Origin of the sequence: Rhizobacter sp. Root404 (assembly GCF_001425865.1) — a bacterium.
Classification (GTDB): Bacteria; Pseudomonadota; Gammaproteobacteria; order Burkholderiales; family Burkholderiaceae_C; genus LMDS01.
The window spans coordinates 740,250-762,844 of sequence record NZ_LMDS01000005.1 but is presented as its reverse complement, the minus strand read 5'-3'; the positions used below and the strand labels follow the sequence as shown (position 1 = coordinate 762,844).

The following is a 22,595-nucleotide window of genomic DNA, read 5'->3' as shown; positions in this document are numbered from 1 at the left end:
AATGACAGCCACCCTCCTCTCCGATCAGCGCGGCCCCACCCTGGTGTTGACGCTCAGCGACCCGGCCACGCGCAATACGCTGTCGCACGAGGTCATCGCCGCGGCCATCGAGGCGCTGAACCGCGCCGAATCGGATGCCGAGATCCGGGCGGTCGTCCTGTGCGGCGACGGCGGTCATTTCTGCGCCGGCGGCAACCTGCAGGGCCTGCTCGAACGCCGGCGCAGTGGCCCGCCGGCCCAGGTGCGGATGCTCGAGCACTTGCATCAGCTCGTCGAGACCCTCGGTGCGTGCCCCAAGCCCGTGATCGCGGCGGTCGAAGGCGCGGCCGCCGGTGCCGGCTTCTCGCTCGCGCTGGCCTGCGACCTGATCGTCGCGGCCGACGACGCGCGCTTCATCCTGTCCTACGGCCGCATCGGCCTGTCGCCCGACGGCGGCGCGACGTGGCAGCTGCTGCAGGCGCTGCCGCGGGCCCAGGTGCAGCAGATGATCTGGCTCGGCGAGCCGGTGACGGCGCAACAGCTGCAGGCCAGCGGGCTCGTCAGCGCGGTGGTGGACAAAGGCCGCGCGATCGACACCGCGCTGCGCCTGGCCGAACGCCTCGCCGCGATGGCGCCGAACGCACTCGCCAGCGGCAAGGCGCTGTCGCGCGAGGCCGGTGGCCGGACGCTGGCTCAGCAACTGGACGCCGAGCGCGACCACTTCGTCGAGAACCTGTTCCACGCCAACGGCGCGGAAGGCCTGAACGCGTTCCTCGAGAAGCGCGCGCCGAAATTCGGCTAGTTCAGGTTCGGTAGCCCGGGTCGGCCTTGTCGAGCTTGCGCAGCAGGCCCGGCCACGCCAATGCGCCGCCGCCCACGCCGCGCGTCACCTGCTTGGCCTGCTGCTGGGCGCCGGCGATGATGCGCGGGTCCACCGGGATCAGCTCGCCGCCGCCGGCCTGCGCGCGGACCTGGATGGTGCAGACCGTCTCGAACAGGTACATGTTCAGGAACGCGTCCGGGATCGTCGCCCCGAGCGTCAGCAGCCCGTGGTTGCGCAGCATCAGGAAGCTGTTGTCGGGGCCGAGGTCGGCCACCAGGCGCGGCTTCTCGTCGTCGCGCAGCGCCACCCCCTCGTAGCCGTGGTAGCCCAGGCTCGACAGCACGAAGATCGACTGCTGCGAGATCGGCAGCACCCCGCCCTTCTGTGCCGACACCGCGATGCCGTTCAGCGAGTGCACGTGCAGCACGCACTGCGCATCGTGGCGGGCCGCGTGAATCGCGCTGTGGATCGTGAAGCCGGCGGGGTTCACGTCGTACGGCGATTCGTCGAGTTTGTTGCCTTGCGCGTCGATCTTGATCAGGCTCGACGCGGTGATCTCGTCGAACATCAGCCCGTACGGATTGATCAGGAACTCGTCGTGCCGGCCCGGCACGCGGGCGCTGATGTGGGTGAAGACGAGGTCGTCCCACTTGAACATCGCGACGAGCCGGTAGGCGGCCGCGAGGTCGACGCGGGTCTGCCATTCTTCGGGGCTGACCTGGCCCTTGCGGCTGGGGATTTCGAGGGTGAGCGGGTTCATGGCGATGTCTCCGTGTGGTGCGGTTCAAGGGCCGCCCGAGCGTCTTTCAAGCGTCATACACAATAGGCCGGCGCGGCGGCATGATGCTGTCACATCAGCGACTCACTCATGAATACCCCGGTTCTTACAATCGCCGAACGCTCCAACATAGACGCCGGCTCTTGGTTCTCCAAACTCTCCCAGCCCTTGCGCAACGCGATCCTGTCGCGCGCGGTGGTCAGGCGTTTGCAGGACGGCGCGATGCTCTCGGCGCGCGGCGGCCCGGCCGAAGAATGGTGCGGCGTCGCCAAGGGCGCGGTGCGTGTCAGCTCGGTGTCGCTGTCCGGCAAGCAGGTGACGCTGACCTATGTCGAGCCCGGCACCTGGTTCGGCGACATCTCGCTGTTCGACGGGCTGCCTCGCACCCACGACTCCAACGCGCATGGCGAGACCACGCTGCTGGTCGTGCGCAAGGCCGACTTCAAGGAACTGCTGTCCCAGCACACCGAGTTGTACGAGGCGCTGCTGCGCCTGAACTGCCGTCGCCTGCGGCTGATGTTCGATGCGGTGGAAGACCTCAACACCCGCCCGCTGGCCTCGCGCCTGGCCAAGCAGATCCTGCTGCTGGCGCGCAGTTATGGCATCGCGCAGGGCGAGGAGATCCGGATCGGCCTGCAGCTCGCGCAAGAAGATCTGGCGCAGCTGCTCGGCGCCTCGCGCCAGCGCGTCAACCAGGAGTTGAAGGGCTTCGAGCGCGACGGCGCGGTGCGGATCGAACCGACCCGTCTGGTGGTGCTGTCCAAGGAAAAGCTGCTCGCGATCTCGAGCAAATAGCGAACCGGCGCGTCGCGTCGGTTTACCGATAGTTCTTCATACGAATTGACGCCATGGAAGCCAACACCGGGACCAAGCCCGTCGCCGAATCGCACGCCTTCGACGTCGGCGCGCTGCAGTCGTTTTTGGCGGCGAACCTGACGGGCTTCGACGGCCCGCTGACGGTCGAACAGTTCAAGGGCGGGCAGTCCAACCCGACCTACAAGCTGATCACGCCGGGCGCGTCCTACGTGATGCGCTCCAAGCCGGGCCCGGCCGACAAGCTGCTGGCCTCCGCCCATGCGATCGACCGCGAATTCACCGTGATGAGCGCGTTGCAGGGCAGCGACGTGCCGGTGCCGAAGATGCACCTGCTGTGCGAGGACGAATCGGTGATCGGCCGCGCCTTCTACGTCATGCAGTTCATGCCCGGCCGCGTGCTGTGGGAGCAGTCGCTGCCCGGCATCGAGAAGGCCGACCGGGCTGCCTACTACGACGAGATGAACCGCGTGATCGCGGCGCTGCACAAGGTCGATGTCGCGAAGGTCGGCCTCGCGAACTACGGCAAGCCCGGCAACTACTTCGAGCGCCAAATCGGCCGCTGGACCAAGCAGTACCTGGCGTCGATCACGCAGCCGATCCCGGCGATGGACGCGCTGATCGAATGGCTGCCCGCGCACATTCCGGCCAGCGCGCGCGACGAGACGCAGGTCTCCGTCGTGCACGGCGACTACCGGCTCGACAACGTGATGTTCCACCCGACCGAGCCGCGCGCGATCGCGGTGCTCGACTGGGAGCTGTCGACCATCGGCCATCCGCTCGCCGACTTCAGCTACCACTGCATGTCTTGGCACATCCAGCCCGGGCAGTTCCGCGGTCTCGGCGGGCTCGACCTGGAGGCGCTCGGCATTCCCGACGAGAAGCGCTACGTGCGCCGCTACTGCGAGCGCACCGGGCGCGCCGACCCGGACGCCGTGATGGCGGACTGGAACTTCTACCTCGCCTACAACATGTTCCGCCTCGCCGGCATCCTGCAAGGAATTGCGAAACGTGTCGAGATGGGGACAGCGTCGAGCGCGCAAGCAAGGCAAGCTGGCGCCGGTGCGAGACCGCTCGCAGAAATGGGTTGGGCGCTGGCCCAGCGTGCCTGATACCCAAACACCCGAGGAGACACCAAGATGGATTTCGCCTACTCACCCCGCGCCGTGGAACTGCAGACCAAACTGCTCAAGTTCATGGACGACTACATCTATCCGGCCGAATCGAAGTACGAGGCCGAGATCGCCGCGAACACCGCGGCCGGCAAGCGCTGGACGCCGCTGCAGACGATCGAGGACCTGAAACCCAAGGCGCGCGCGATCGGCCTGTGGAACCTGTTCCTGCCGCCGACCGCCGGCGGCGAAGGCTCCGCCCACAACGGCCGCGACTTCGGCCTGTCCAACAGCGACTACGCGCCGCTGGCCGAGATCATGGGCCGCGTGCCGTGGTCGAGCGAGGTCTTCAACTGCTCGGCGCCCGACACCGGCAACATGGAGACGATCGAGCGTTACGGCAAGGAAGAGCACAAGAAGCAGTGGCTGGAGCCGTTGCTGGACGGCAAGATCCGCAGCGCATTCGCGATGACCGAACCGGCGGTCGCATCGAGCGACGCGACCAACATCGCGTCGAAGATCGAGCGCCAGGGCGACGACTACGTCATCAACGGCCGCAAGTGGTGGATCAGCGGCGCCGGCGACCCGCGCTGCCAGATCTACATCTTCATGGGCAAGACCGATTTCGAGGCACCGCGTCACGCCCAGCAGTCGATGATCCTGGTGCCGGCCAACACGCCCGGCATCAAGGTGCTGCGCCCGCTGTCGGTGTTCGGCTACGACGACGCGCCGCACGGCCACATGGAGATCACGTTCGACAACGTGCGCGTGCCGGCCTCGAACATCCTGCTCGGCGAAGGCCGCGGCTTCGAGATCGCGCAAGGCCGCCTCGGGCCGGGCCGCATCCACCACTGCATGCGCCTGATCGGCCTGGCCGAGCGCTCGCTGGAGCTGATGTGCAAGCGCGCGTCGTCGCGCGTCGCGTTCGGCCGCACCGTGGCCGAGCAGGGCGTGACCCGCGAGCGCATCGCCGAAGCGCGCTGCCGCATCGACATGGCGCGCCTGCTGACGCTGAAGGCCGCGTGGATCATGGACGTCGCCGGCAACAAGACCGCCAAGGCCGAGATCGCGATGATCAAGGTCGTCGCACCGAGCATGGCGCTGCAGGTGATCGACTGGGCGATGCAGGCCCACGGCGGCGGCGGCGTCTGCGAGGACTTCCCGCTCGCCGGCTTCTACGCGGGTGCGCGCACGCTGCGCTTCGCCGACGGCCCGGACGAAGTCCACCGCAACGCGATCGCAAAGCTGGAGCTCGGCAAGTACGCCTGAAGTTGCCTCAGAAGTAGGTGAGCGTCACCACCAGCGTGTCGGCGTAGTTGCCGGGGGCCACACTCGCCTGGCCGCCTGGAATCCGGCCGTAGGCGGGGAAGTCCAGCGGCGACGCCAGGCCGAGGGCGTTGAGCACAATCCAGGCGCTCTGGGTTGAAGTGGCGCCGCTGGCGTCGCCCCATACGGTGGAGTAGCCGGCGTTCACGTAGACGTTGTAGTTCAGTCGGCGGACGCCGTTTGCCATCTGGCGCGGCGTCATCGAGCCGCTGGTCCCTGCGCTGATCGCCAGCGTCACCGGAATCGACAGCCCGGCAGCTCCACCGCAAGTCACCCGGACGTTGCCGGCACTGTCGAGGTCGGACGAGGCCAGCGGGTTATACGTTCCGAACGTCAGCGGGGTGGTCGACACGTTGCACGAACAGACCAGCGTGCACAGCGCTTGCGCGGCCGGGCACGCGAACACCGCGCATGCCAGAAGGATTGCTCTCAGCAGGCCGATCAGTGACATGCGACCTCGCCGAGTTCGGGAACAGGCCCGGCAGCGTTGCGCAGCGAGAACTGCGCCACACATCGCCCGCGGTCCCACTCGGCGACGATCGTGTTGCGGTCCGCCAGGTCGGAGAGAAACAGGCGGCCCTCGAAGCCCATCGGAAAGTCGCGCGCCGCGCCGTCGACGCGGACCCGACTTCCCGGCGGCACGACGGTACCGTCCGCCGTCACGAGCCGCAGCGTCGCCGCCCGTGCGCGTTGCACCGGGAAGCGAACCGACACGCCGCTGTCGCGGCCCGGCACGATCTCGATCTGCAACGCGTCGATCTGCGCATCGAGCGGCAGGTCGGCCCCCTCGATGCCGAGCCGGTTGCGCTCGAAGCCGCGCAGGCCAGTGACGAGGGCGCGGCCGTGGTCGTCGGTGCGACCGACCACCTGGCTGTCGCGAGTGATGCGCACGCCGGGGTACTCGCCGACCTCGACGACCGCGAAACTGCCGTCGATCCGCCGGCTCGCGAACAGACCCTCCGGCATCCAGGCGAGGGAGCCACTGGCGCCGAGGCGCACCGACGTGCTGCCGCCCCCCTGGCGGGCGACGCCGGCGCTCAGGCTCGCCGTCTCGGCGTTCCACGTGGCCTCACCGACGAGGCGCTCGCCGGCCCCCGCGTCGGCCTGCAGGCGGTAGCCCCAGCCCGGTCCGGCAGGGGCGTTGCCTTGCAACTGGACGACGGTCCGCGAGTCTTGCGTGGTGACGCCACCCTCGCGACGCTCGCGGTTGTCCAGGTGACCGACGCTCGCGCTGGCGTCGGCACCGAGCGCGCGCATGAAGGTGATGCCGATCGACGTACCGGTTGCGGCGCCGGCGATGTGGCTCAACGAGACACCCACGTGGCCAAGCCCGGCGAACTGGCGGCTGTAGTTGAGCGTGACCACTGCGAATCGCTCACCCCGCCAGCTGACCTGGTGCACGGCGCTCAGCCCTGCACTGCCCTGCCCGAGGGTGGTCGCGACGTTCGCCATCAGCTGCGAGCGCGCGGCGTATCCGATCGCCGAGGCCTGACCCAACTGAACGAACGATCGCGACGCCACGCGACCTTCCAGGCTGGCGCTCCAGCGCGCGCCACGATGGTCGATGCCGCCTGTCACCAGCGCGCCGTAACCCTGCGGCCCGCGGCTCAACGCCGCCGACGCGGTCGCGGTGGCAACCTGACGCAACAGCCACGTGCCGGAAACGCCCAGCGTCTGCTGGCCGCGCAGCAGTTCGGCGCGCAACTCGCGCGTGAACGTGTCGCTGACGCCGACCCGCTCGGTCGCCGCCACGAACGCGCGGCCGTAGTTCGCGCTCTCCAGGCCGTAGTCGAGTCGCACATTGCCGGCCTCGAGCGCGAAGTCGCGCAGCCCGGGTCGCAGCAGCGCCGGGCTCACGTAATAGGGTTGCACGATGACCTGCTCGCGGCCGAGCAGGTCCCGGACGACCATGCGGATCTGGCCCTGCCCCGTCACTGCCGGCACGTCGGTCAGGTCGAACGCGCCTGCGGGCACCTGGCCCTGCAGGCGCAGGCCATCGTTGACGTACAGGTCGACCGCCGACGGCACGCTGGCTTCGCCGCGCATCGCCGGCATCGGAAAGCTGACCAGCCCCGGTTGCAGCGCGAACTCCGTTCTCCACTGCACGCCGCCGAAGCGCACGGAACGGCCCCATGCGCCCGGCACGCCGATCGCATCGCCGATCTGCACGCTGCTGGGGTGCGCCGGCAGATCGATGCTCCACTGGCTGTCCAGACGCGTGAAGCGCGGACTGCGCCGCTCGTCACCGCTGCGCCAAAAGATGCCGGAACGGCCATGGCCCCAGGGGCCGAACGCGCCGAGTTCGACCAGGCCCCCGGCCAGCGGCGCCGCAGCGCGGCCGTCGATGGCGCTGTCGCGCTGCCATTGCAGGTCGTAGCTGGCGTAGCCGCCGATGCCGGCGGCGGTCGGCGCCGGATGACGCGCCGCGGCATGCTCGAACACATGGCGCGTGAAGGCGGTGGGCGGGACGTCGATCAGCAGCGTTTGGCTCGCCTCGTCGACCTGCCATCGCAGGCCGGCGATCGTTTCGAGCGCGATGTAGTCGAGCCCGTCGAAACGCAAGGCTTCGTTTGTCGGGCGGCGCAACTGCCACGCCGCGAGGGCATCGACCGGCACTGCGAGTGCATGCGGAGCCAGGCGCCTCGCGACCACCAGGCTGTGTTGATCGATGCCGTTGATCCGCACGCCGAGCAGTTCGGCCGGCCCGTTCCCGTCGGCCGTCACCGCAGAGGCGCTGACGAGGAGGGCCACGCACGCGGCAGTGGCCATGAGGGGTTGCACGGCAATGCGCCGGTCATCGATGCGCCCGCGCCGCGACGGGTACCAGTTGCGCGCCCTGGTCGGTCGTGACTTCGAGCGTCATCGGATGCGCACCGGCGCGGGCCGCATCCGCGACCCGGAAGCTGCGCGACTCGCCCGGAAAGACGACCGCGACAGCCGCCTGCTCGGGCGCGATGGCGGACCCGTGCGCAGAACGCAGCTGCAAGCTCCTGACCCGCGCATGCACATTGCCACCGTTTTGCACGCTGACGTCGATGCTGCCGTCGCCGGCTTGCATGGCCCGCCAGTGCAGCGTGCGCACCACCGTCGGCGGCGCCACGTAGACCGGCACCCGCATCGCCATGAGCACCTGCACCTGCCCGCCCTGCCGCACCTCGCCGGGCCGGGGTGGCTGTGGTACCTCGCGCAGCACGATCCGGTACGTTTCCTCGCGGTCCGACGATACGGCGCGGCGCAAGCCGACCCGCACCAGCTGCGACTGCCCCGGCGGCACCGTGAAGACCGACGGGTTGACCAGCAGGTCGGCGGTCGGCAGGTCGACATCGGCCGACGCGTCACGCCGCCATTGCACCGCCTCCGCCTGCATGACGACCGGATCGGCGCCCCGGTTCGTGACCGTCAGCGCGGTTCGCTGGTTGTGCGGGTCGAGCTGCACCACCACCGGCGCCACGCCGAGGTCGGAGGCGCAGGCCGTGCCGCTTGCCGCGGCCAGTGCGAGCAGGATGCATGAGATCGCGCGATGCATGGACAGGCCTCAGTAGGTGATCGTCACGACCACCGTGTCGGTGTACGTGCCGGGCACCGCACCGGTGACGCTGGGCAGGCGTCCATACACCGTCAGTGACTGGTTGGAGCCGGTACCGGTCCCGGCGACCTGGCCGGCGGCATCGTCCCAGACCGTGGTTCGCAGCGCGTTGCTGTAGAGCTGGTAGCCCAGCGTCGCGGCGCCATTCAAAACGGCACGTGCGCTGAAGTTGCCGCCTGCGTTGTTGCCGGCGCTGAGTGCCACGCTGTAAGGGGTTGTCGCGGTGCACTGGACGGTCAGGGTCGTGCTGGCGTCGATCGGAACGACCGCCGAGATCGGATTGATGCTGCTGCCGAAGTTCAGCGCCGTCGCCGAGACCGAGCAGGCACTCACCACGGTCGCCGAGACCTGAAGGTTGGTGTTCGCCGCAGTGGCATCGGCCCGCGGAGAAAAGGCGCCGGTCATGGCAAACGCCATGACGCTGACGAGCAGGACGTATGTTCGGCGGCGGTACGGGGTCATGGTCGCTCCTCGCGGTGTGACCATGATTTCGGACGCGAGCCGCGTCCGCTCGAGTCAGCGCGACTCGCTCCGCCTTGAAAGCAACGAAGCAAGAGCGTGTAGTGGATTCGACGACAAGCTGCGTGCGAAAGTGGGTCAGCTCTCTTCAGTCAGCCCATGACGCACGCAATACTTGGTCAGTTCGACGTTGTTCTTGCAACCCGTCTTCTCGAGGGTGCGAGCTCGATACGTGCCCACCGTGCGGGCCGAGATCTGCATGGTCTCGGCGATCACGGCCGGTGCCCTGCCGGCGGCGATCAACAACATCACCCGGTGCTCCTGACAGGACAGCAGCTCATGAGGCGCGCGGGCCGCGCCTCGGTTGCCGAGGCGGTCCACCAACTGGTCCGCCAGGAACTCGCTGACATAGTGACGACCGTCCAGCAAGCGCCGCAACGCGATCACGAGCTCGTCGACCGCTCGGTCCTTGGTCAGGTAGCCCGCGACACCCATCTGGAGAAGTCGAAGCGCGAGTGCCGATTCGGCATGCGCGCTGAACACCAATATCGGCGTTTCACCGGCCAACTGAAGCATGCGCGCGACACCTTCGGTACCCACCCCATCCGGCATCACCATATCGAGGACGACCAGATCCGGTCGCTGCGCGTCGAAGCTGCGCGCCGCAGCCTCGAACGTCGCCACTTCGTCGACCTGCGCGCCCGGCCACTCGCCCTGGATCAACTGGCGAACACCGAGTCGAGTGATCGGCTGATCGTCGGCAACCAGCACTCTCATCGCTCACCCCCTCCCTGCTTTTCCCCTTCCTCGGCCGCGCTTTCGTGTCAGCGCGTGCCCCCCTCACTCATGCCGCCGGCAGGAAAGTTCTGCCATGCGGTGCTTCTGCCGGTGGGGTCGGGCATGCGCCCGGCTCCGGTGCCCACGACACGCAGCGCCTGGGTCACGCCGATTTCGAAGAGCGCCAACGTCGCGGCAACAGCTTTGGGATCCGGCGCATCGAGTTGCGTGCGCAGGTAGGCGCGGCCACGCAGCGTCATCAGGACGAACGGGGGCTCGGTGCGAAGCAGTCCGCGCGAGGCATGCTCGAGTGCGCTGGCGAGCGGGCCCTCGATCCAGTCCAGGCCGGTTTCGGGCACGCTGGCCACGGCACCGAAGTTCGTGCGCAGCGATTTCAGCGTCGTCAGGTTGACCTTCGGGAACATCACCAGCCAGCGCATCTCCTCGGGCGTCTGGGTGCCGATCTGCGTCTGCACGTTGTCGGTGAATTCCTCGAAGGTCTTGCGCTCCAGCGAGTCCATCAGCGGCCGCGACAGCACCAGCATTTGCGCGTCCGACGACAGGTCGAGCTCCATGCGCAGCCGCAACTCGTGGCCGCGGATGTAATCGCGCTGCGGCGGGCCCCATTCGATGCGCCAGGGCCGTCCCTCGAGCTTGCCGTCGATCACGAACCCGTCTTCGCCGCGCGCACGCTTGAACCCGTAGCCGCGCTGCAGGGCCCAATCGGAAACGAGCGTCAGGTCCCGCTCATGGCCCTGCCGGGAGAACAAGCGCTTGAACGATTCGAGCATCGGTGCGCCCAATCAACTAGAGTGAATGTCCCGCACGACTCAGCAGCAAAGGCGTAATCGGCATGGATCTGAACATGATCGAAGTGTATTCGTGGGCCACGCCCAACGGGCACAAAGTTCACATCATGCTGGAGGAATGCCGCCTGCCGTATCGCGCGCACGCCATCGACATCGGCGCCGGCGACCAGTTCACGCCCGAGTTCCTCGCGATCAGCCCGAACAACAAGATCCCGGCGATCGTCGACCCGCAGGGCCCGGACGGCCAACCGATCTCGGTGTTCGAGTCGGGCGCCATCCTGATGTACCTGGCGGGCAAGACCGGCCGCTTCCTGCCCGAGAGCACCCGCGGCCGCTACGAGATGCTCGAATGGCTGATGTTTCAGATGGGCGGCGTCGGGCCGATGCTCGGCCAGGCGCATCACTTCCGTATCTACGCGCCCGAGAAGATCGAGTATGCGATCAACCGCTACACCAACGAAGCCAAACGTCTTTACGGCGTGATGAACCGGCGGCTCGCGCAGAGCAAGTACATCGCCGGCCCCGACTACACGATCGCCGACATCGCGATCTTCCCGTGGCTGCGCTCTTGGAAGAACCAGGGGATCGACTGGACCGACTTCCCGCACCTGAAGGGCTGGTTCGACGAGATCGCCGCCCGGCCCGCGGTCAAGCGCGGGGTTGAGGTGCTCGCGGCACAGCGCAAGCCGCTGGTCGACGAGAAGGCGCGCGAGACCCTGTTCGGCGCAACCCAATATCGCACGCGTTGAACCTGCCCGGAGCATCGATGAATCAGCCTCTGCGTTGCGCCGCCATGGCGCTTGTCCTGGTCACCGTCGCGCAGGCGCCGCGCGCCGAGCCCATTGGCGAGGTCGACACGGTCTTCAAGCTGATCGGTCCGGACCACAAGATCGTCGTCGACGCCTATGACGATCCGAAGGTGTCGGGCGTGACCTGCTACGTGTCGCGCGCGAAGACCGGCGGCCTGTCCGGTGCCGTGGGCCTGGCCGAGGACAAGGCGGACGCGTCGATCGCCTGTCGGCAGGTCGGACCGATCGGCTTCGTCGGCAAACCGTTGGCGCAGCAGGAGGAGATCTTCAACGAGCGCCTGTCGGTGCTGTTCAAGAAGCTGCGGGTCGTGCGGATGGTCGACAAGAAGCGCAACACGCTGGTCTACCTGACCTACTCGGATCGGGTCATCGAGGGGTCGCCGAAGAACAGCGTGACGGCGGTTGCGGTGGATCGAGCCACGTCAATCCCCATGAAGTAGTTCGCGGGGCTTGCGGTCGGCGGCACGCGCAACGCGTTTCGCATTGCCTAGAATTTGTGTCCCCATTCACGCCGAGTTCCATGTCCAAGTCCGTGCCACCGAAGCCGATCGTTCCTCCCGCAGATCGCCGCGCGGGCGTGGACCGGCGTCGCGCCGACGGCCCGCCGCCGGGCAAGCACGAGCGGCGGCGCGGGATCGAGTCGCGCAAGCCCGAGGTGATCGAGCTCGACATGAGCAATTCGGAATGGGCCGCATTGAGCGACGGCGCCACTGCACCCGCGCCAAAGAAGCGCGCCTGAGCGCCCTGCCCGGGTTCAGCGCACGCCGGCGCCGGCAGCGCTCGCGTTCACCAGGGTCGGCATCGGGACGCGGTCCCGGTCGGTCGGCATGCCCTCCTCGTCGATCGAGTGCGTTTCCTTGCCCTTGCCGCCATTCTTCGCGCGCGCGGCCAGGCGCACATAGAAGTCGGCCACCTCGCGCAGGTCCTGCTCGTCGAGGTCCTCGATCCCGATCATGCGGTTGCTGGCCTGCTTGGTCGCGGCCAGTAACTCGTTCAGCTTCAGGTGCAGCGCGATGCTGTCCTTGTTCTGGCTCTGCTGGATCATGAACACCATCAGGAAGGTGATGATGGTCGTGCCGGTGTTGACGACGAGCTGCCAGTTCTCCGAATAGCGGAAATAGCGACCGGTCAGGCCCCACACGAGGATCGACAGCAGCGCGAGCGCGAACGCGACCGGCGAGCCGGCCCAGCGCGTCACGCGCGAGGCGAAGCGATCGAAGGCGCTGAGCACGGCCGAGCGCTTGGCGTACGAGACGGTGTTGGTCTCGGGCATCGATCCGACGGCGTCGGAATCACGGTCGACGGTCTGCTCCATGGTCTCTCCCGCAATCTCTCATTCCGGGCAGTCTGGTTCCGGGGCGGGCGCCGAAAAGTCGGCCCGCGGGTGAATCGGCCGTAGGACGACGGCGCTCGCCGCGGGGCCCTCACCCAGGGAATCTCCGGTCGAACCGCGGCCTCAACCACGGCCGCCTGCGTCGTCGTGTAGGACAAGGCCGCGTCGGCGCGAGCGCCGGCACGCCGCCGTCGTGTCCGATCCCGGCTGATGCGTCCGCACGCCTCACTGGAGTGCGCGTTGCACACCAATAATTGTTGCCGCACCGTAACTCGTCGGATCAGATCATGCAGGCACTCAAACCGGCGGTCAGACTCAACAAGCGCGCAAACGGACTCGAGCGCGCTGGCGGTGGGACCAGCGGGCGATCGAACGGCGACGACGCGCGCTCACGCCAGATCCTGCTGGCGCTCACCGCCTTCCGTGACGGGGAGTTCGCCGTGCGCCTGCCGGCCGACTGGGACGGCATCGACGGCCAGATCGCGACCGCGTTCAACCAGACCATTGCCCATGAGGCCCGCATCGCCGCCGAGGTGGCGCGGCTGAGTGCCTCCGTCGGCAAGGAGGGCCGGCTGAAGCAGCGCATGTCGCTGCCCGGCTCGCTGGGCGGCTGGGCGACCAAGATCGACTCGATCAACACGCTGATGGACGACCTGGTGCGGCCGACCGCCGAGATCGCGCGCACGATCGGCGCCGTCGCCAAAGGTGACCTCAGCCAGTCGATGGAGCTCGAGGTCGACGGCCGCATCCTGAAAGGCGAATTCCTGCGCTCGGCCAAGCTCGTCAACACGATGATCGAGCAGCTCTCGGTCTTCACGTCCGAGGTGACGCGGGTCGCGCGCGAGGTCGGGATCGAAGGCAAGCTCGGCGGCCAGGCCAAGGTCAAGGGCGTCTCCGGCGTGTGGAAGGAACTGACCGACTCGGTGAACCAGATGGCCGGCAACCTGACGGCCCAGGTGCGCAACATCGCCGAGGTGACGATCGGCGTCGCCAACGGCGACCTGTCGAAGAAGATCACGGTCGACGTGCGCGGCGAAATCCTGCAGCTGAAGGAAGCGACCAACACGATGGTCGACCAGCTGCGTTCGTTCGCGTCCGAGGTCACCCGGGTGGCCCGCGAGGTCGGCACCGACGGCCGGCTCGGCGGCCAGGCGGTGGTGCCGGGCGTGGCGGGCACGTGGAAAGACCTGACCGACTCGGTCAACGCGATGGCGACCAACCTGACCGCCCAGGTGCGCAACATCGCGACCGTGACGACCGCGGTTGCGCGCGGCGACCTGTCGCGCAAGATCACCGTCGACGTCAAGGGCGAGATCCTGGAACTGAAGGAGACCATCAACACGATGGTCGACCAGCTGAACGGCTTCTCGTCGGAGGTCACGCGCGTGGCGCGCGAGGTCGGCACCGAAGGCCGGCTCGGCGGCCAGGCCGAGGTGCCCGGCATCGCCGGCACCTGGAAGGACCTGACCGACTCGGTCAACTCGATGGCGTCGAACCTGACCGGCCAGGTCCGCAACATCGCGGGCGTCGCGACCGCGATCGCCAAGGGCGACCTGTCGTCCAAGATCACCGTCGAGGTCAAGGGCGAGATCCTGGCGCTGAAGAACACCATGAACACGATGGTGGACCAGCTGAACGGCTTCGCGGGCGAGGTCTCGCGCGTGGCGCGCGAGGTCGGCACCGAAGGCAAGCTCGGCGGCCAGGCGCAGGTGCCGGGCGTCGCCGGCATCTGGAAGGACCTGACCGACAACGTCAACTTCATGGCGTCCAACCTGACCGGCCAGGTTCGCAACATCGCCGACGTGACCACCGCGGTCGCGAACGGCGACCTGTCGAAGAAGATCACCGTCGACGTGCGCGGCGAGATCCTGGAGCTGAAGAACACGATCAACACGATGGTCGACCAGCTCGGCGGCTTCGCATCGGAAGTGACGCGGGTCGCGCGCGAGGTCGGCACCGAAGGCAAGCTCGGCGGCCAGGCCGAAGGCCGTGGCGTCGCCGGCATCTGGAAGGACCTGACCGACTCGGTGAATGCGATGGCCACCAACCTGACCGGCCAGGTGCGCAACATCGCCGAGGTGACCACCGCGGTCGCGAACGGCGACCTCTCGAAGAAGATCACGGTCACGGTGCGCGGCGAGATCCTCGAGCTGAAGGACACGATCAACACGATGGTCGACCAGCTCAATGCCTTCGCCGGCGAGGTCTCGCGCGTGGCGCGCGAGGTCGGCACCGAGGGCAAGCTCGGCGGCCAGGCCGCGGTGCCCGGCGTCGCCGGCACCTGGAAGGACCTGACCGACAACGTCAATTCGATGGCGTCGAACCTGACCGGCCAGGTGCGCAACATCGCCGACGTCGCGACCGCGGTGGCCAATGGCGACCTGTCGAAGAAGATCACCGTCGACGTGCAGGGCGAGATCCTGGAGCTGAAGAACACGTTGAACACGATGGTGGACCAGCTCAACGGCTTCGCGTCCGAAGTGAGCCGCGTCGCGCGCGAGGTCGGCACCGACGGCAACCTCGGCGGCCAGGCCGTCGTGCCCGGCGTGGCGGGGACGTGGAAGGACCTGACCGACAACGTCAACTTCATGGCGTCGAACCTGACCGGCCAGGTCCGCAACATCGCCGACGTCGCGACCGCGATCGCGCGCGGTGACCTGTCGTCGAAGATCACCGTCGAGGTCAAGGGCGAGATCCTGGCGCTGAAGAACACGCTGAACACGATGGTCGACCAGCTGAACGGCTTCGCGTCGGAAGTGACGCGGGTCGCGCGCGAAGTCGGCACCGAAGGCAAGCTCGGCGGCCAGGCCGAGGTGCCTGGCGTCGCCGGCACCTGGAAGGACCTGACCGACTCGGTCAATGCGATGGCCACCAACCTGACCGGCCAGGTCCGCAACATCGCCGAGGTGACGACCGCGGTCGCGAACGGCGACCTGTCGAAGAAGATCACGGTGACCGTGCGCGGCGAGATCCTGGAGCTGAAGGACACGATCAACACGATGGTCGACCAGCTCAACGCGTTCGCCGGCGAGGTCTCGCGCGTGGCGCGCGAGGTCGGCACCGAGGGCAAGCTCGGCGGTCAGGCCGATGTGCGCGGCGTGGCCGGCACCTGGAAGGACTTGACCGACAACGTCAACTCGATGGCGTCGAACCTGACCGGCCAGGTCCGCAATATCGCCGAGGTGACGATCGCGGTGGCCAACGGCGACCTGTCGAAGAAGATCACCGTCGACGTGCGCGCAATATCGCCGAGGTGACGATCGCGGTGGCCAACGGCGACCTGTCGAAGAAGATCACCGTCGACGTGCGCGGCGAGATCCTGCAGCTGAAGGAAACGATCAACACGATGGTSGAGCAGCTGCGCTCGTTCGCGTCGGAAGTGACGCGGGTCGCGCGCGAGGTCGGCACCGACGGCAAGCTCGGCGGCCAGGCGCAGGTGCCGGGTGTGGCGGGTACGTGGAAGGACCTGACCGACAACGTCAACTCGATGGCCTCGAACCTGACCGGCCAGGTCCGCAACATCGCCGACGTCGCGACCGCCATTGCCCGAGGCGACCTGAGCCGCAAGATCACCGTCGACGTGAAGGGCGAGATCCTGCAGCTGAAGGAGACCATGAACACGATGGTCGAGCAGCTCGGTGCGTTCGCCTCCGAGGTGTCGCGCGTGGCGCGCGAGGTCGGCACCGAGGGCAAGCTCGGCGGCCAGGCCGCGGTGCCCGGCGTCGCCGGCACGTGGAAGGACCTGACCGACAACGTGAACTCGATGGCGTCGAACCTGACCGGCCAGGTCCGCAATATCGCCGAGGTGACGATCGCGGTGGCCAACGGCGACCTGTCGAAGAAGATCACCGTCGAGCGGGTCGCGCGCGAGGTCGGCACCGAAGGCCGGCTGGGCGTGCAGGCGGTCGTGCCGGGCGTCGCCGGCACCTGGAAGGACCTGACCGACTCGGTCAACACGATGGGCGCGAACCTGACCGCGCAGGTCCGCAACATCGCCGAGGTGACCACCGCGGTCGCGCGCGGCGACCTGAACCGCAAGATCACGGTCGACGTGAAGGGCGAGATCCTCGAGCTGAAGAACACGATCAACACGATGGTCGACCAGCTCAACTCGTTCGCAGGTGAAGTGACGCGCGTGGCGCGCGAGGTCGGCACCGAAGGCAAGCTCGGCGGTCAGGCGCAGGTCTCGGGTGTCGGCGGCACCTGGAAGGACCTGACCGACAACGTCAACTTCATGGCGTCCAACCTGACCGACCAGGTGCGCGGCATCGTCAAGGTCGTGACCGCGGTGGCCAACGGCAACCTGAGCCAGCGCCTCACCGTGCAAGCGAAGGGCGAGGTCGCCGCGCTGGCCGACACGATCAACAACATGACCGACACGCTGGCCACGTTCGCCGACCAGGTGACGAACGTGGCGCGCGAGGTCGGCGTCGACGGCCGGCTCGGTGGCCAGGCCAATGTGCCGGGCGCGGCCGGCACCTGGAAGGACCTGACCGGCAACGTCAACCTGCTCGCCGCCAACCTGACCACGCAGGTGCGCGCGATCGCGGAAGTCGCCACCGCGGTGACCAAGGGCGACCTGACCCGCTCCATTCAGGTCGAGGCCAAGGGCGAGGTGTCCGAGCTGAAGGACAACATCAACACGATGATCTCGAACCTGCGCGAGACCACCGAGCGCAACCGCGAGCAGGACTGGCTGAAGACCAACGTCGCCAAGTTCACTGGCATGCTGCAGGGTCAGCGCGAGCTGCAGACCGTCAGCCGCATGCTCCTCAGCGAACTGGCCCCGCTGCTGTACGCGCAGCAAGGGACGATCTACCACCTGGGCGAGACCGGCGCCGACGCCCGCCCGCGCCTGACGCTGCTGTCGAGCTACGGCCAGTCCGGCAGCATCGCACCGGCCGAGACGATCCGCCTCGGCGAAGGCCTGGTCGGGCAGTGCGCACTCGAAAAGAAGCGCATCCTGCTGGGCGGCGTGGCGCCGGACCTGATCACGATCTCGTCCAGCCTGATCGAGGCGCGGCGGGTCAGCGTCGTCGTGCTGCCGGTGCTGTTCGAGGGACAGACCAAGGCGGTCATCGAGCTCGCGTCGGTGCAGGAGTTCAGCAGCGGCTCGCTGGCCTTCCTCGAACTGCTGACGCAGAGCATCGGCGCGGTGTTCAACACCATCGAGGCGACGATGCGCACCGAGGGCCTGCTGTCGCAATCGCAGCAGCTAACGGTCGAACTGCAGTCGCGCCAGAGCGAGCTGCAGGAAACCAACGAACAGCTCGGCACCAAGGCCCGGCTGCTGGCCGAGCAGAACGCCGAGGTCGAGCGCAAGAACGCCGAGGTCGAGCAGGCCCGCTACGCGCTCGAGGAGAAGGCGGCCGAGCTGGCGCTCACCTCGAAGTACAAGTCGGAATTCCTGGCCAACATGTCGCACGAGCTGCGCACGCCGCTGAACTCGATCCTGATCCTGAGCCAGCAGCTGGCCGGCAATGCCAACGGCAACCTGTCGGACAAGCAGGTCGAGTTCTCGCGCAACATCAATTCGTCGGGCTCGGACCTGCTGCACCTGATCAACGACATCCTGGACCTGTCGAAGATCGAGTCCGGCACGGTCACGGTCGAGATCGAGGAGATCCCGTTCGTCGGCCTGCGCGAGACGATCGAGCGCAACTTCCGCCACGTCGCCGAGGCGAAGAACCTGCCGTTCCACGTCCGCTTCGCCGACGACCTGCCGCGCGCGATGGAGAGCGACACCAAGCGGCTGCAGCAGATCCTGAAGAACCTGCTGTCGAACGCGGTCAAATTCACCGCGCACGGCCGCGTCGAGGTGCGCGTGGCGATGGCCGACGAGGGCTGGAGCCCCGACCACCCGGTCCTGAAGAACGCCGGCGAGGTGATCGCGTTCGCGGTCGAGGACACCGGCATCGGCGTGCCGCCCGACAAGCAGCGCCTGATCTTCGAGGCCTTCCAGCAGGCCGATGCCGGCACCTCGCGCAAGTACGGCGGCACCGGCCTGGGGCTGGCGATCAGCCGCGAACTGGCGATGCTGCTGGGCGGCGAGATCAAGCTGCACAGCGTGCACGGCCAGGGCAGCACCTTCACGCTGTACCTGCCGCTGCGCTTCGCCGACCCCGACGGCAAGCGCATCGCGGCGCCCGCGCCGGGCACCAGCGAACCGCCGGTCCCGCACGCGTTCAACGTGCTGCCGCTGACGCGCGAAGCGCAGGTGATCGACGACCGCGACCAGATCGCCCCCGGGGACCCGGTGCTGCTGATCATCGAGGACGACCCGCATTACGCGCGCATCGTGCTCGGGCTGGCGCGTGACCGCGGCTTCAAGGGTCTGGTCGCGCTGAAAGGCGCGCAGGGCCTCGCGCTGGCGCACCAGTTCCGTCCGCTCGCGATCTCGCTCGACATCTACCTGCCCGACATGCTGGGCTGGACGGTGCTGAACCAGCTCAAGCTCGACCCGACGACGCGGCACATCCCGGTGCAGATGCTCAGCGTCGCCGAAGAAGACCGCAACCACGGCCTGGCGCACGGCGCGTTCGCGTACATCGTCAAGTCGCCGACCAGCGACGGCATGGAGCGCGCGCTCGACCGCATCAAGGAGTTCGTCGAGCCGCGCACGCGCCGCCTGCTGGTGGTCGAGGACAACGACAACGAGCGCGCCGCGATCGAAGCCCTGCTCGGCCACGACGACATCGACCTCAGTACCGCCGCCACCGGCGAAGAGGCCCTGAAGGCGATGCGCGAGCGGCGGTTCGACTGCGTGGTGCTCGACCTGCGCCTGCCCGACATGTCCGGCTTCGACCTGCTCAAGCAGATCCAGGCCGAGCCGGCACTCGGCGACATGCCGGTGGTCGTCTACACCGGCAAGGACCTGAGCGCGGACGACACGAAGCTGCTGAAGACGATGTCGAAGAGCATCATCCTGAAGGACGTGCAGTCGCCCGAGCGCCTGCTCGACGAGACCGCCCTCTTCCTGCACCGCGTCGTGTCGCAGCTGCCGGCGGACAAGCAGCAGATGCTGCAGCGGCTGCACAGCACCAACGAATCGCTGAAGGGCCGCAAGGTGCTGGTGGTCGACGACGACGCGCGCAACATCTTCGCGCTGACGTCGCTGCTCGAGAACCAGGAGATGGACGTGATCGCGGCGACCAACGGCCGCGACGCGATCCGCCTCGTCGAGGAGACGCCCGACATCAGCCTCGTGCTGATGGACATCATGATGCCGGACATGGACGGCTACGAGACGATGCGCCAGGTCCGCCTGCGGCCGGCGTTCCGCAACTTGCCGATCCTGGCGCTGACCGCCAAGGCGATGAAGGGCGACCGCGAGAAGTGCCTCGACGCCGGTGCCAGCGACTACATCTCCAAGCCGGTCAACACGGCGCAACTGCTGTCGTTGATGCGGGTGTGGCTGTTCAGATGAGCGCCGTCTTTGCCGACGACGGCGTGCCCGCGCCGCCGCCCGATGCGGCGGACGGGCCGATCAACATCCTGATCGTCGACGACGAGCCGGCCAACCTCGTCGTGCTCGAGACGGTGCTCGACGACCCGTCCTACCGCCTGGTGCGCGCCGAATCGGCCGACCAGGCGCTGATGGCGCTGGTGCAGGAGGAGTTCGCGCTGCTGGTGCTCGACGTGCGGATGCCGGGCATGAACGGCCTGGAACTCGCGCAGCTCGTCAAGGAACGCCGCAAGACCGCGTCGGTGCCGATCATCTTTCTCACTGCGTACTACGACAAGGACCAGCACGTGCTGGAGGGCTACCAGACCGGCGCGGTCGACTTCCTCAGCAAGCCGGTCAACGCCGCCGTGCTGCGCTCGAAGGTCGCGGTGTTCGCGGAGCTGCACCGCAAGAGCCGCGCCCTGGCCCGCGCCAACCTGGCGCTGCGCGGCGAGGTCGAGGAGCGGCGCCTCGCCGAGGAGCAGCTGCGCGAGCTGAACCGAACGCTCGAGCAGCGCGTCAGCGAGCGCACCGATGCGCTGCGCGTGGCCGACAAGCAGCTGCGCGACATGATGGGCAGCATCTCCGACGGTCTGCTGATGCTGGACACCGACTGGCGCTTCACCTACGCCAACGAGGAAGGCGCGCGCGTCGTCGGCGTGCCGGTCGAGCAGCTGCTGCACACCTGCATCTGGGATCTGTCGGCGCGCACGCTGAGCCTGGCCGCGCGCCGCGCCGTGCTGCAGGCGATGGCCTCGCGCCAGACCGTGACGTTCGAGGAGTTCTTCCCGGCGCCGGTCGCTCGCTGGCTGCAGGGCCATTGCTACCCGTCCGAGATCGGCCTGTCGGTCTACTTCCTGGACATCACCGACCGGCGCGAGGTCGAGTCCCGCCGCGAGGCCCTGCTCGAGGCGGAACGCGCGGCGCGCACCGAGGGCGAACGCGTCGCCCGCGCGAAAGAGGAGTTCCTCGCCTCGTTGAGCCACGAGCTGCGCACCCCGCTCGCGGCGATCCTCGGCTGGACCTCGATCATGCGGCGCGACAAGATCGACACCGCCACCGTGCATCGCGGCATCGACGTGGTCACGCGCAATGCCCAGGCGCTGTCGCAACTCGTTGCCGATCTGCTCGACGTGAGCCGCATCGTCTCCGGCAAGCTCAGCCTGCGCGCCGAGGCGGTCGACCTGAACCGCATCGCCACCACTGCATCCGACACCGCCCGCCCCGACGCCGAGGCGAAGGGTGTGCGCCTCGTCAACGCGTTGTCGTCGACCGCGCTCGAACTGGTCGGCGATTCGGCGCGGCTGCACCAGGTGGCGTCGAACCTGCTCGGCAACGCGGTCAAGTTCACGCGCGCCGGCGGGACCGTGACGGTCGCCACCGCGGCCACGCAGGATGGGGTCGAACTGCGCGTCAGCGACACCGGTGAAGGCATCGCGGCGGACTTCCTGCCGCATCTGTTCGAGCGCTTCACGCAGGCCGACGGCTCGGCCGCACGCCAGCAAGGCGGGCTCGGCCTGGGGCTGTCGATCGCGAAGAACCTGGTCGAGATGCACGGCGGCCGGCTCAGCGCCTACAGCGCCGGCATCGGACAAGGCGCGGTGTTCACGGTCTGGCTGCCGCCGGCGGCGACCGGCGACGCATTGATCGAGTCGGCGCGTCCGACGGACACCGGCGCGCGCGCCGTCGGCGAGGTCGACCTGCGCGACGTCGCGATCCTGTTGGTCGACGACCACGAGGACGTGCTGGAGGTCGAGTGCCGCCTGCTCAGCGCGAGCGGCGCGCGCGTGACGGCCGTCAACAACGCCGCGTCGGCGCTCGACCGGCTGCGGCAGGAAGGCTTCGACCTGCTGCTCAGCGACCTCAGCATGCCCGGCATGGACGGCTACGAACTGATCCGCCGCGTCCGGGGCGATCTGGGCCTGACGCCCGGCATGCTGCCGGCTGCGGCCGTGACCGCGTTCGTGCGCGCCGAGGACCGCCAGCTCGCGCTGAACGAGGGTTACCAGGGCGTCATTCAGAAGCCCGTGGTGCCGAACGACATGCTGCGCCTGGTGGCCGGCCTGCTCGAGTGGCGCGACGAGCCGGCCGGCCGCAGCGCGCGCGCGGCGCCGGCCGTGCCCGCGCGCGAGCTGCGTGCATTGCTGGTCGAGGACAACGAGGAACTGCAGGAGCAGATGAACTGGTTCCTCGCCGAGGAGTCGGTGCAGGTCACCACCTGCGGCTCCGCGGAGGCGGCGCTGGAGGCGCTGGCCCGCGACGAGCCGTTCGACCTGATCGTCACCGACGTCAGCCTGCCCGGCATGTCCGGCGTCGACCTCGCGCGCCGGGTGCTGGAGGGGCAGCCCGATGCGCGCATCGTGTTCTCGACCGGCTACGACATGGGCGGCCAGCTGTCCGGGCTCGGGCCCAACGTGCGGGTGCTGCTGAAGCCGTTCGAGCCGGAGGACCTGAGCCGGGTGGTCGACGAGGTGCGGCGCGCGCTGCTGTAGAAAAGCAAAGCAGGATTTCGTGGTTCACGGCGGCACGTGCGCTGCCTAGAGTGAA

The 22,595-nt window shown here is 68.2% G+C and carries 18 protein-coding genes and 1 pseudogene; 11 read left to right on the top strand and 8 right to left on the bottom strand.

What is annotated here, in order from left to right; all coding sequences use genetic code 11:
- Nucleotide 1 precedes the first annotated feature (1 nt).
- Complete coding sequence (locus ASC76_RS17650; protein WP_056469277.1) at nucleotides 2-781, top strand: oxepin-CoA hydrolase, alternative type; 780 nt, start codon at nucleotides 2-4, stop codon at nucleotides 779-781.
- A gap of 1 nt (nucleotide 782) precedes the next feature.
- Here the strand turns inward: ASC76_RS17650 and ASC76_RS17645 are convergent, their stop codons facing one another.
- Nucleotides 783-1,562, bottom strand: a complete 780-nt coding sequence (locus ASC76_RS17645; RefSeq protein WP_056469274.1) for a class II aldolase/adducin family protein — start codon at nucleotides 1,560-1,562, stop codon at nucleotides 783-785.
- Nucleotides 1,563-1,670: 108 nt separating this feature from the next.
- Here ASC76_RS17645 and ASC76_RS17640 point away from each other — a divergent pair, with 108 nt between their 5' ends.
- Genes ASC76_RS17640 through ASC76_RS17630 form a run of 3 tightly spaced genes read left to right on the top strand, consistent with a single transcriptional unit; the run spans nucleotide 1,671 to nucleotide 4,774 of the window.
- Nucleotides 1,671-2,375: a Crp/Fnr family transcriptional regulator gene (locus tag ASC76_RS17640; protein WP_056469270.1), complete on the top strand. Its 705-nt coding sequence runs from the start codon at nucleotides 1,671-1,673 to the stop codon at nucleotides 2,373-2,375.
- A gap of 53 nt (nucleotides 2,376-2,428) precedes the next feature.
- Complete coding sequence (locus ASC76_RS17635) at nucleotides 2,429-3,505, top strand: phosphotransferase (RefSeq protein ID WP_056469267.1); 1,077 nt, start codon at nucleotides 2,429-2,431, stop codon at nucleotides 3,503-3,505.
- A gap of 27 nt (nucleotides 3,506-3,532) precedes the next feature.
- The gene (locus ASC76_RS17630) at nucleotides 3,533-4,774 is read left to right on the top strand and encodes an acyl-CoA dehydrogenase family protein (RefSeq protein WP_056469264.1); all 1,242 of its coding nucleotides are present in this window, start codon (nucleotides 3,533-3,535) and stop codon (nucleotides 4,772-4,774) included.
- Between the two features lie 7 nt (nucleotides 4,775-4,781).
- Here the strand turns inward: ASC76_RS17630 and ASC76_RS17625 are convergent, their stop codons facing one another.
- From ASC76_RS17625 to ASC76_RS17600, 6 genes are all read right to left on the bottom strand, one after another.
- A complete protein-coding gene (locus ASC76_RS17625) occupies nucleotides 4,782-5,282 on the bottom strand; it encodes a spore coat U domain-containing protein (protein WP_162247135.1) in 501 nt (166 codons plus the stop codon).
- A complete protein-coding gene (locus ASC76_RS17620; protein WP_056469259.1) occupies nucleotides 5,273-7,600 on the bottom strand; it encodes a fimbria/pilus outer membrane usher protein in 2,328 nt (775 codons plus the stop codon). Before ASC76_RS17620 ends, ASC76_RS17625 begins: the two co-directional genes overlap by 10 nt.
- Before the next feature lie 25 nt (nucleotides 7,601-7,625).
- Nucleotides 7,626-8,357 carry a molecular chaperone gene (locus tag ASC76_RS17615; protein ID WP_056469256.1) on the bottom strand — a complete coding sequence of 244 codons (732 nt, stop codon included), beginning with the start codon at nucleotides 8,355-8,357 and terminating at the stop codon, nucleotides 7,626-7,628.
- Between the two features lie 9 nt (nucleotides 8,358-8,366).
- Nucleotides 8,367-8,879: a spore coat U domain-containing protein gene (locus tag ASC76_RS17610; RefSeq protein WP_056469253.1), complete on the bottom strand. Its 513-nt coding sequence runs from the start codon at nucleotides 8,877-8,879 to the stop codon at nucleotides 8,367-8,369.
- Nucleotides 8,880-9,014: 135 nt separating this feature from the next.
- The gene (locus ASC76_RS17605) at nucleotides 9,015-9,653 is read right to left on the bottom strand and encodes a response regulator transcription factor (protein ID WP_082549245.1); all 639 of its coding nucleotides are present in this window, start codon (nucleotides 9,651-9,653) and stop codon (nucleotides 9,015-9,017) included.
- 47 nt (nucleotides 9,654-9,700) lie between these two features.
- A complete protein-coding gene (locus tag ASC76_RS17600; protein WP_056469247.1) occupies nucleotides 9,701-10,444 on the bottom strand; it encodes a hypothetical protein in 744 nt (247 codons plus the stop codon).
- A 74-nt stretch (nucleotides 10,445-10,518) separates the two neighbouring features.
- Between ASC76_RS17600 and ASC76_RS17595 the strand changes: the two genes are divergently transcribed.
- From ASC76_RS17595 to ASC76_RS24795, 3 genes are all read left to right on the top strand, one after another.
- Nucleotides 10,519-11,211 carry a glutathione binding-like protein gene (locus ASC76_RS17595; protein WP_056471043.1) on the top strand — a complete coding sequence of 231 codons (693 nt, stop codon included), beginning with the start codon at nucleotides 10,519-10,521 and terminating at the stop codon, nucleotides 11,209-11,211.
- A 17-nt stretch (nucleotides 11,212-11,228) separates the two neighbouring features.
- A complete protein-coding gene (locus tag ASC76_RS17590) occupies nucleotides 11,229-11,711 on the top strand; it encodes a CreA family protein (RefSeq protein ID WP_056469244.1) in 483 nt (160 codons plus the stop codon).
- 80 nt (nucleotides 11,712-11,791) lie between these two features.
- Nucleotides 11,792-12,010 (top strand): hypothetical protein, encoded by a 219-nt coding sequence (locus ASC76_RS24795; protein WP_082549244.1) that lies wholly within the window; start codon nucleotides 11,792-11,794, stop codon nucleotides 12,008-12,010.
- A 15-nt stretch (nucleotides 12,011-12,025) separates the two neighbouring features.
- Here the strand turns inward: ASC76_RS24795 and ASC76_RS17585 are convergent, their stop codons facing one another.
- Nucleotides 12,026-12,586, bottom strand: coding sequence for a low affinity iron permease family protein (locus tag ASC76_RS17585; RefSeq protein ID WP_082549243.1), 561 nt, complete (start codon nucleotides 12,584-12,586; stop codon nucleotides 12,026-12,028).
- 305 nt (nucleotides 12,587-12,891) lie between these two features.
- Here ASC76_RS17585 and ASC76_RS26645 point away from each other — a divergent pair.
- The 4 genes and pseudogenes from ASC76_RS26645 to ASC76_RS17570 form a co-directional block, all read left to right on the top strand.
- Nucleotides 12,892-15,342, top strand: a pseudogene (locus ASC76_RS26645) (HAMP domain-containing protein); the annotation flags it as partial.
- Nucleotides 15,328-15,861 carry a HAMP domain-containing protein gene (locus ASC76_RS26640; RefSeq protein WP_371262159.1) on the top strand — a complete coding sequence of 178 codons (534 nt, stop codon included), beginning with the start codon at nucleotides 15,328-15,330 and terminating at the stop codon, nucleotides 15,859-15,861. The pseudogene ASC76_RS26645 and the gene ASC76_RS26640, both read left to right, overlap by 15 nt.
- Entirely contained in the window at nucleotides 15,858-20,030 is a 4,173-nt protein-coding gene (locus tag ASC76_RS26635) for a response regulator (RefSeq protein WP_371262145.1), read from the top strand. The genes ASC76_RS26640 and ASC76_RS26635 overlap by 4 nt, the downstream gene beginning before the upstream one ends.
- Nucleotides 20,027-22,540, top strand: coding sequence for a response regulator (locus ASC76_RS17570; RefSeq protein ID WP_056469241.1), 2,514 nt, complete (start codon nucleotides 20,027-20,029; stop codon nucleotides 22,538-22,540). The genes ASC76_RS26635 and ASC76_RS17570 overlap by 4 nt, the downstream gene beginning before the upstream one ends.
- Nucleotides 22,541-22,595: the final 55 nt, after the last annotated feature.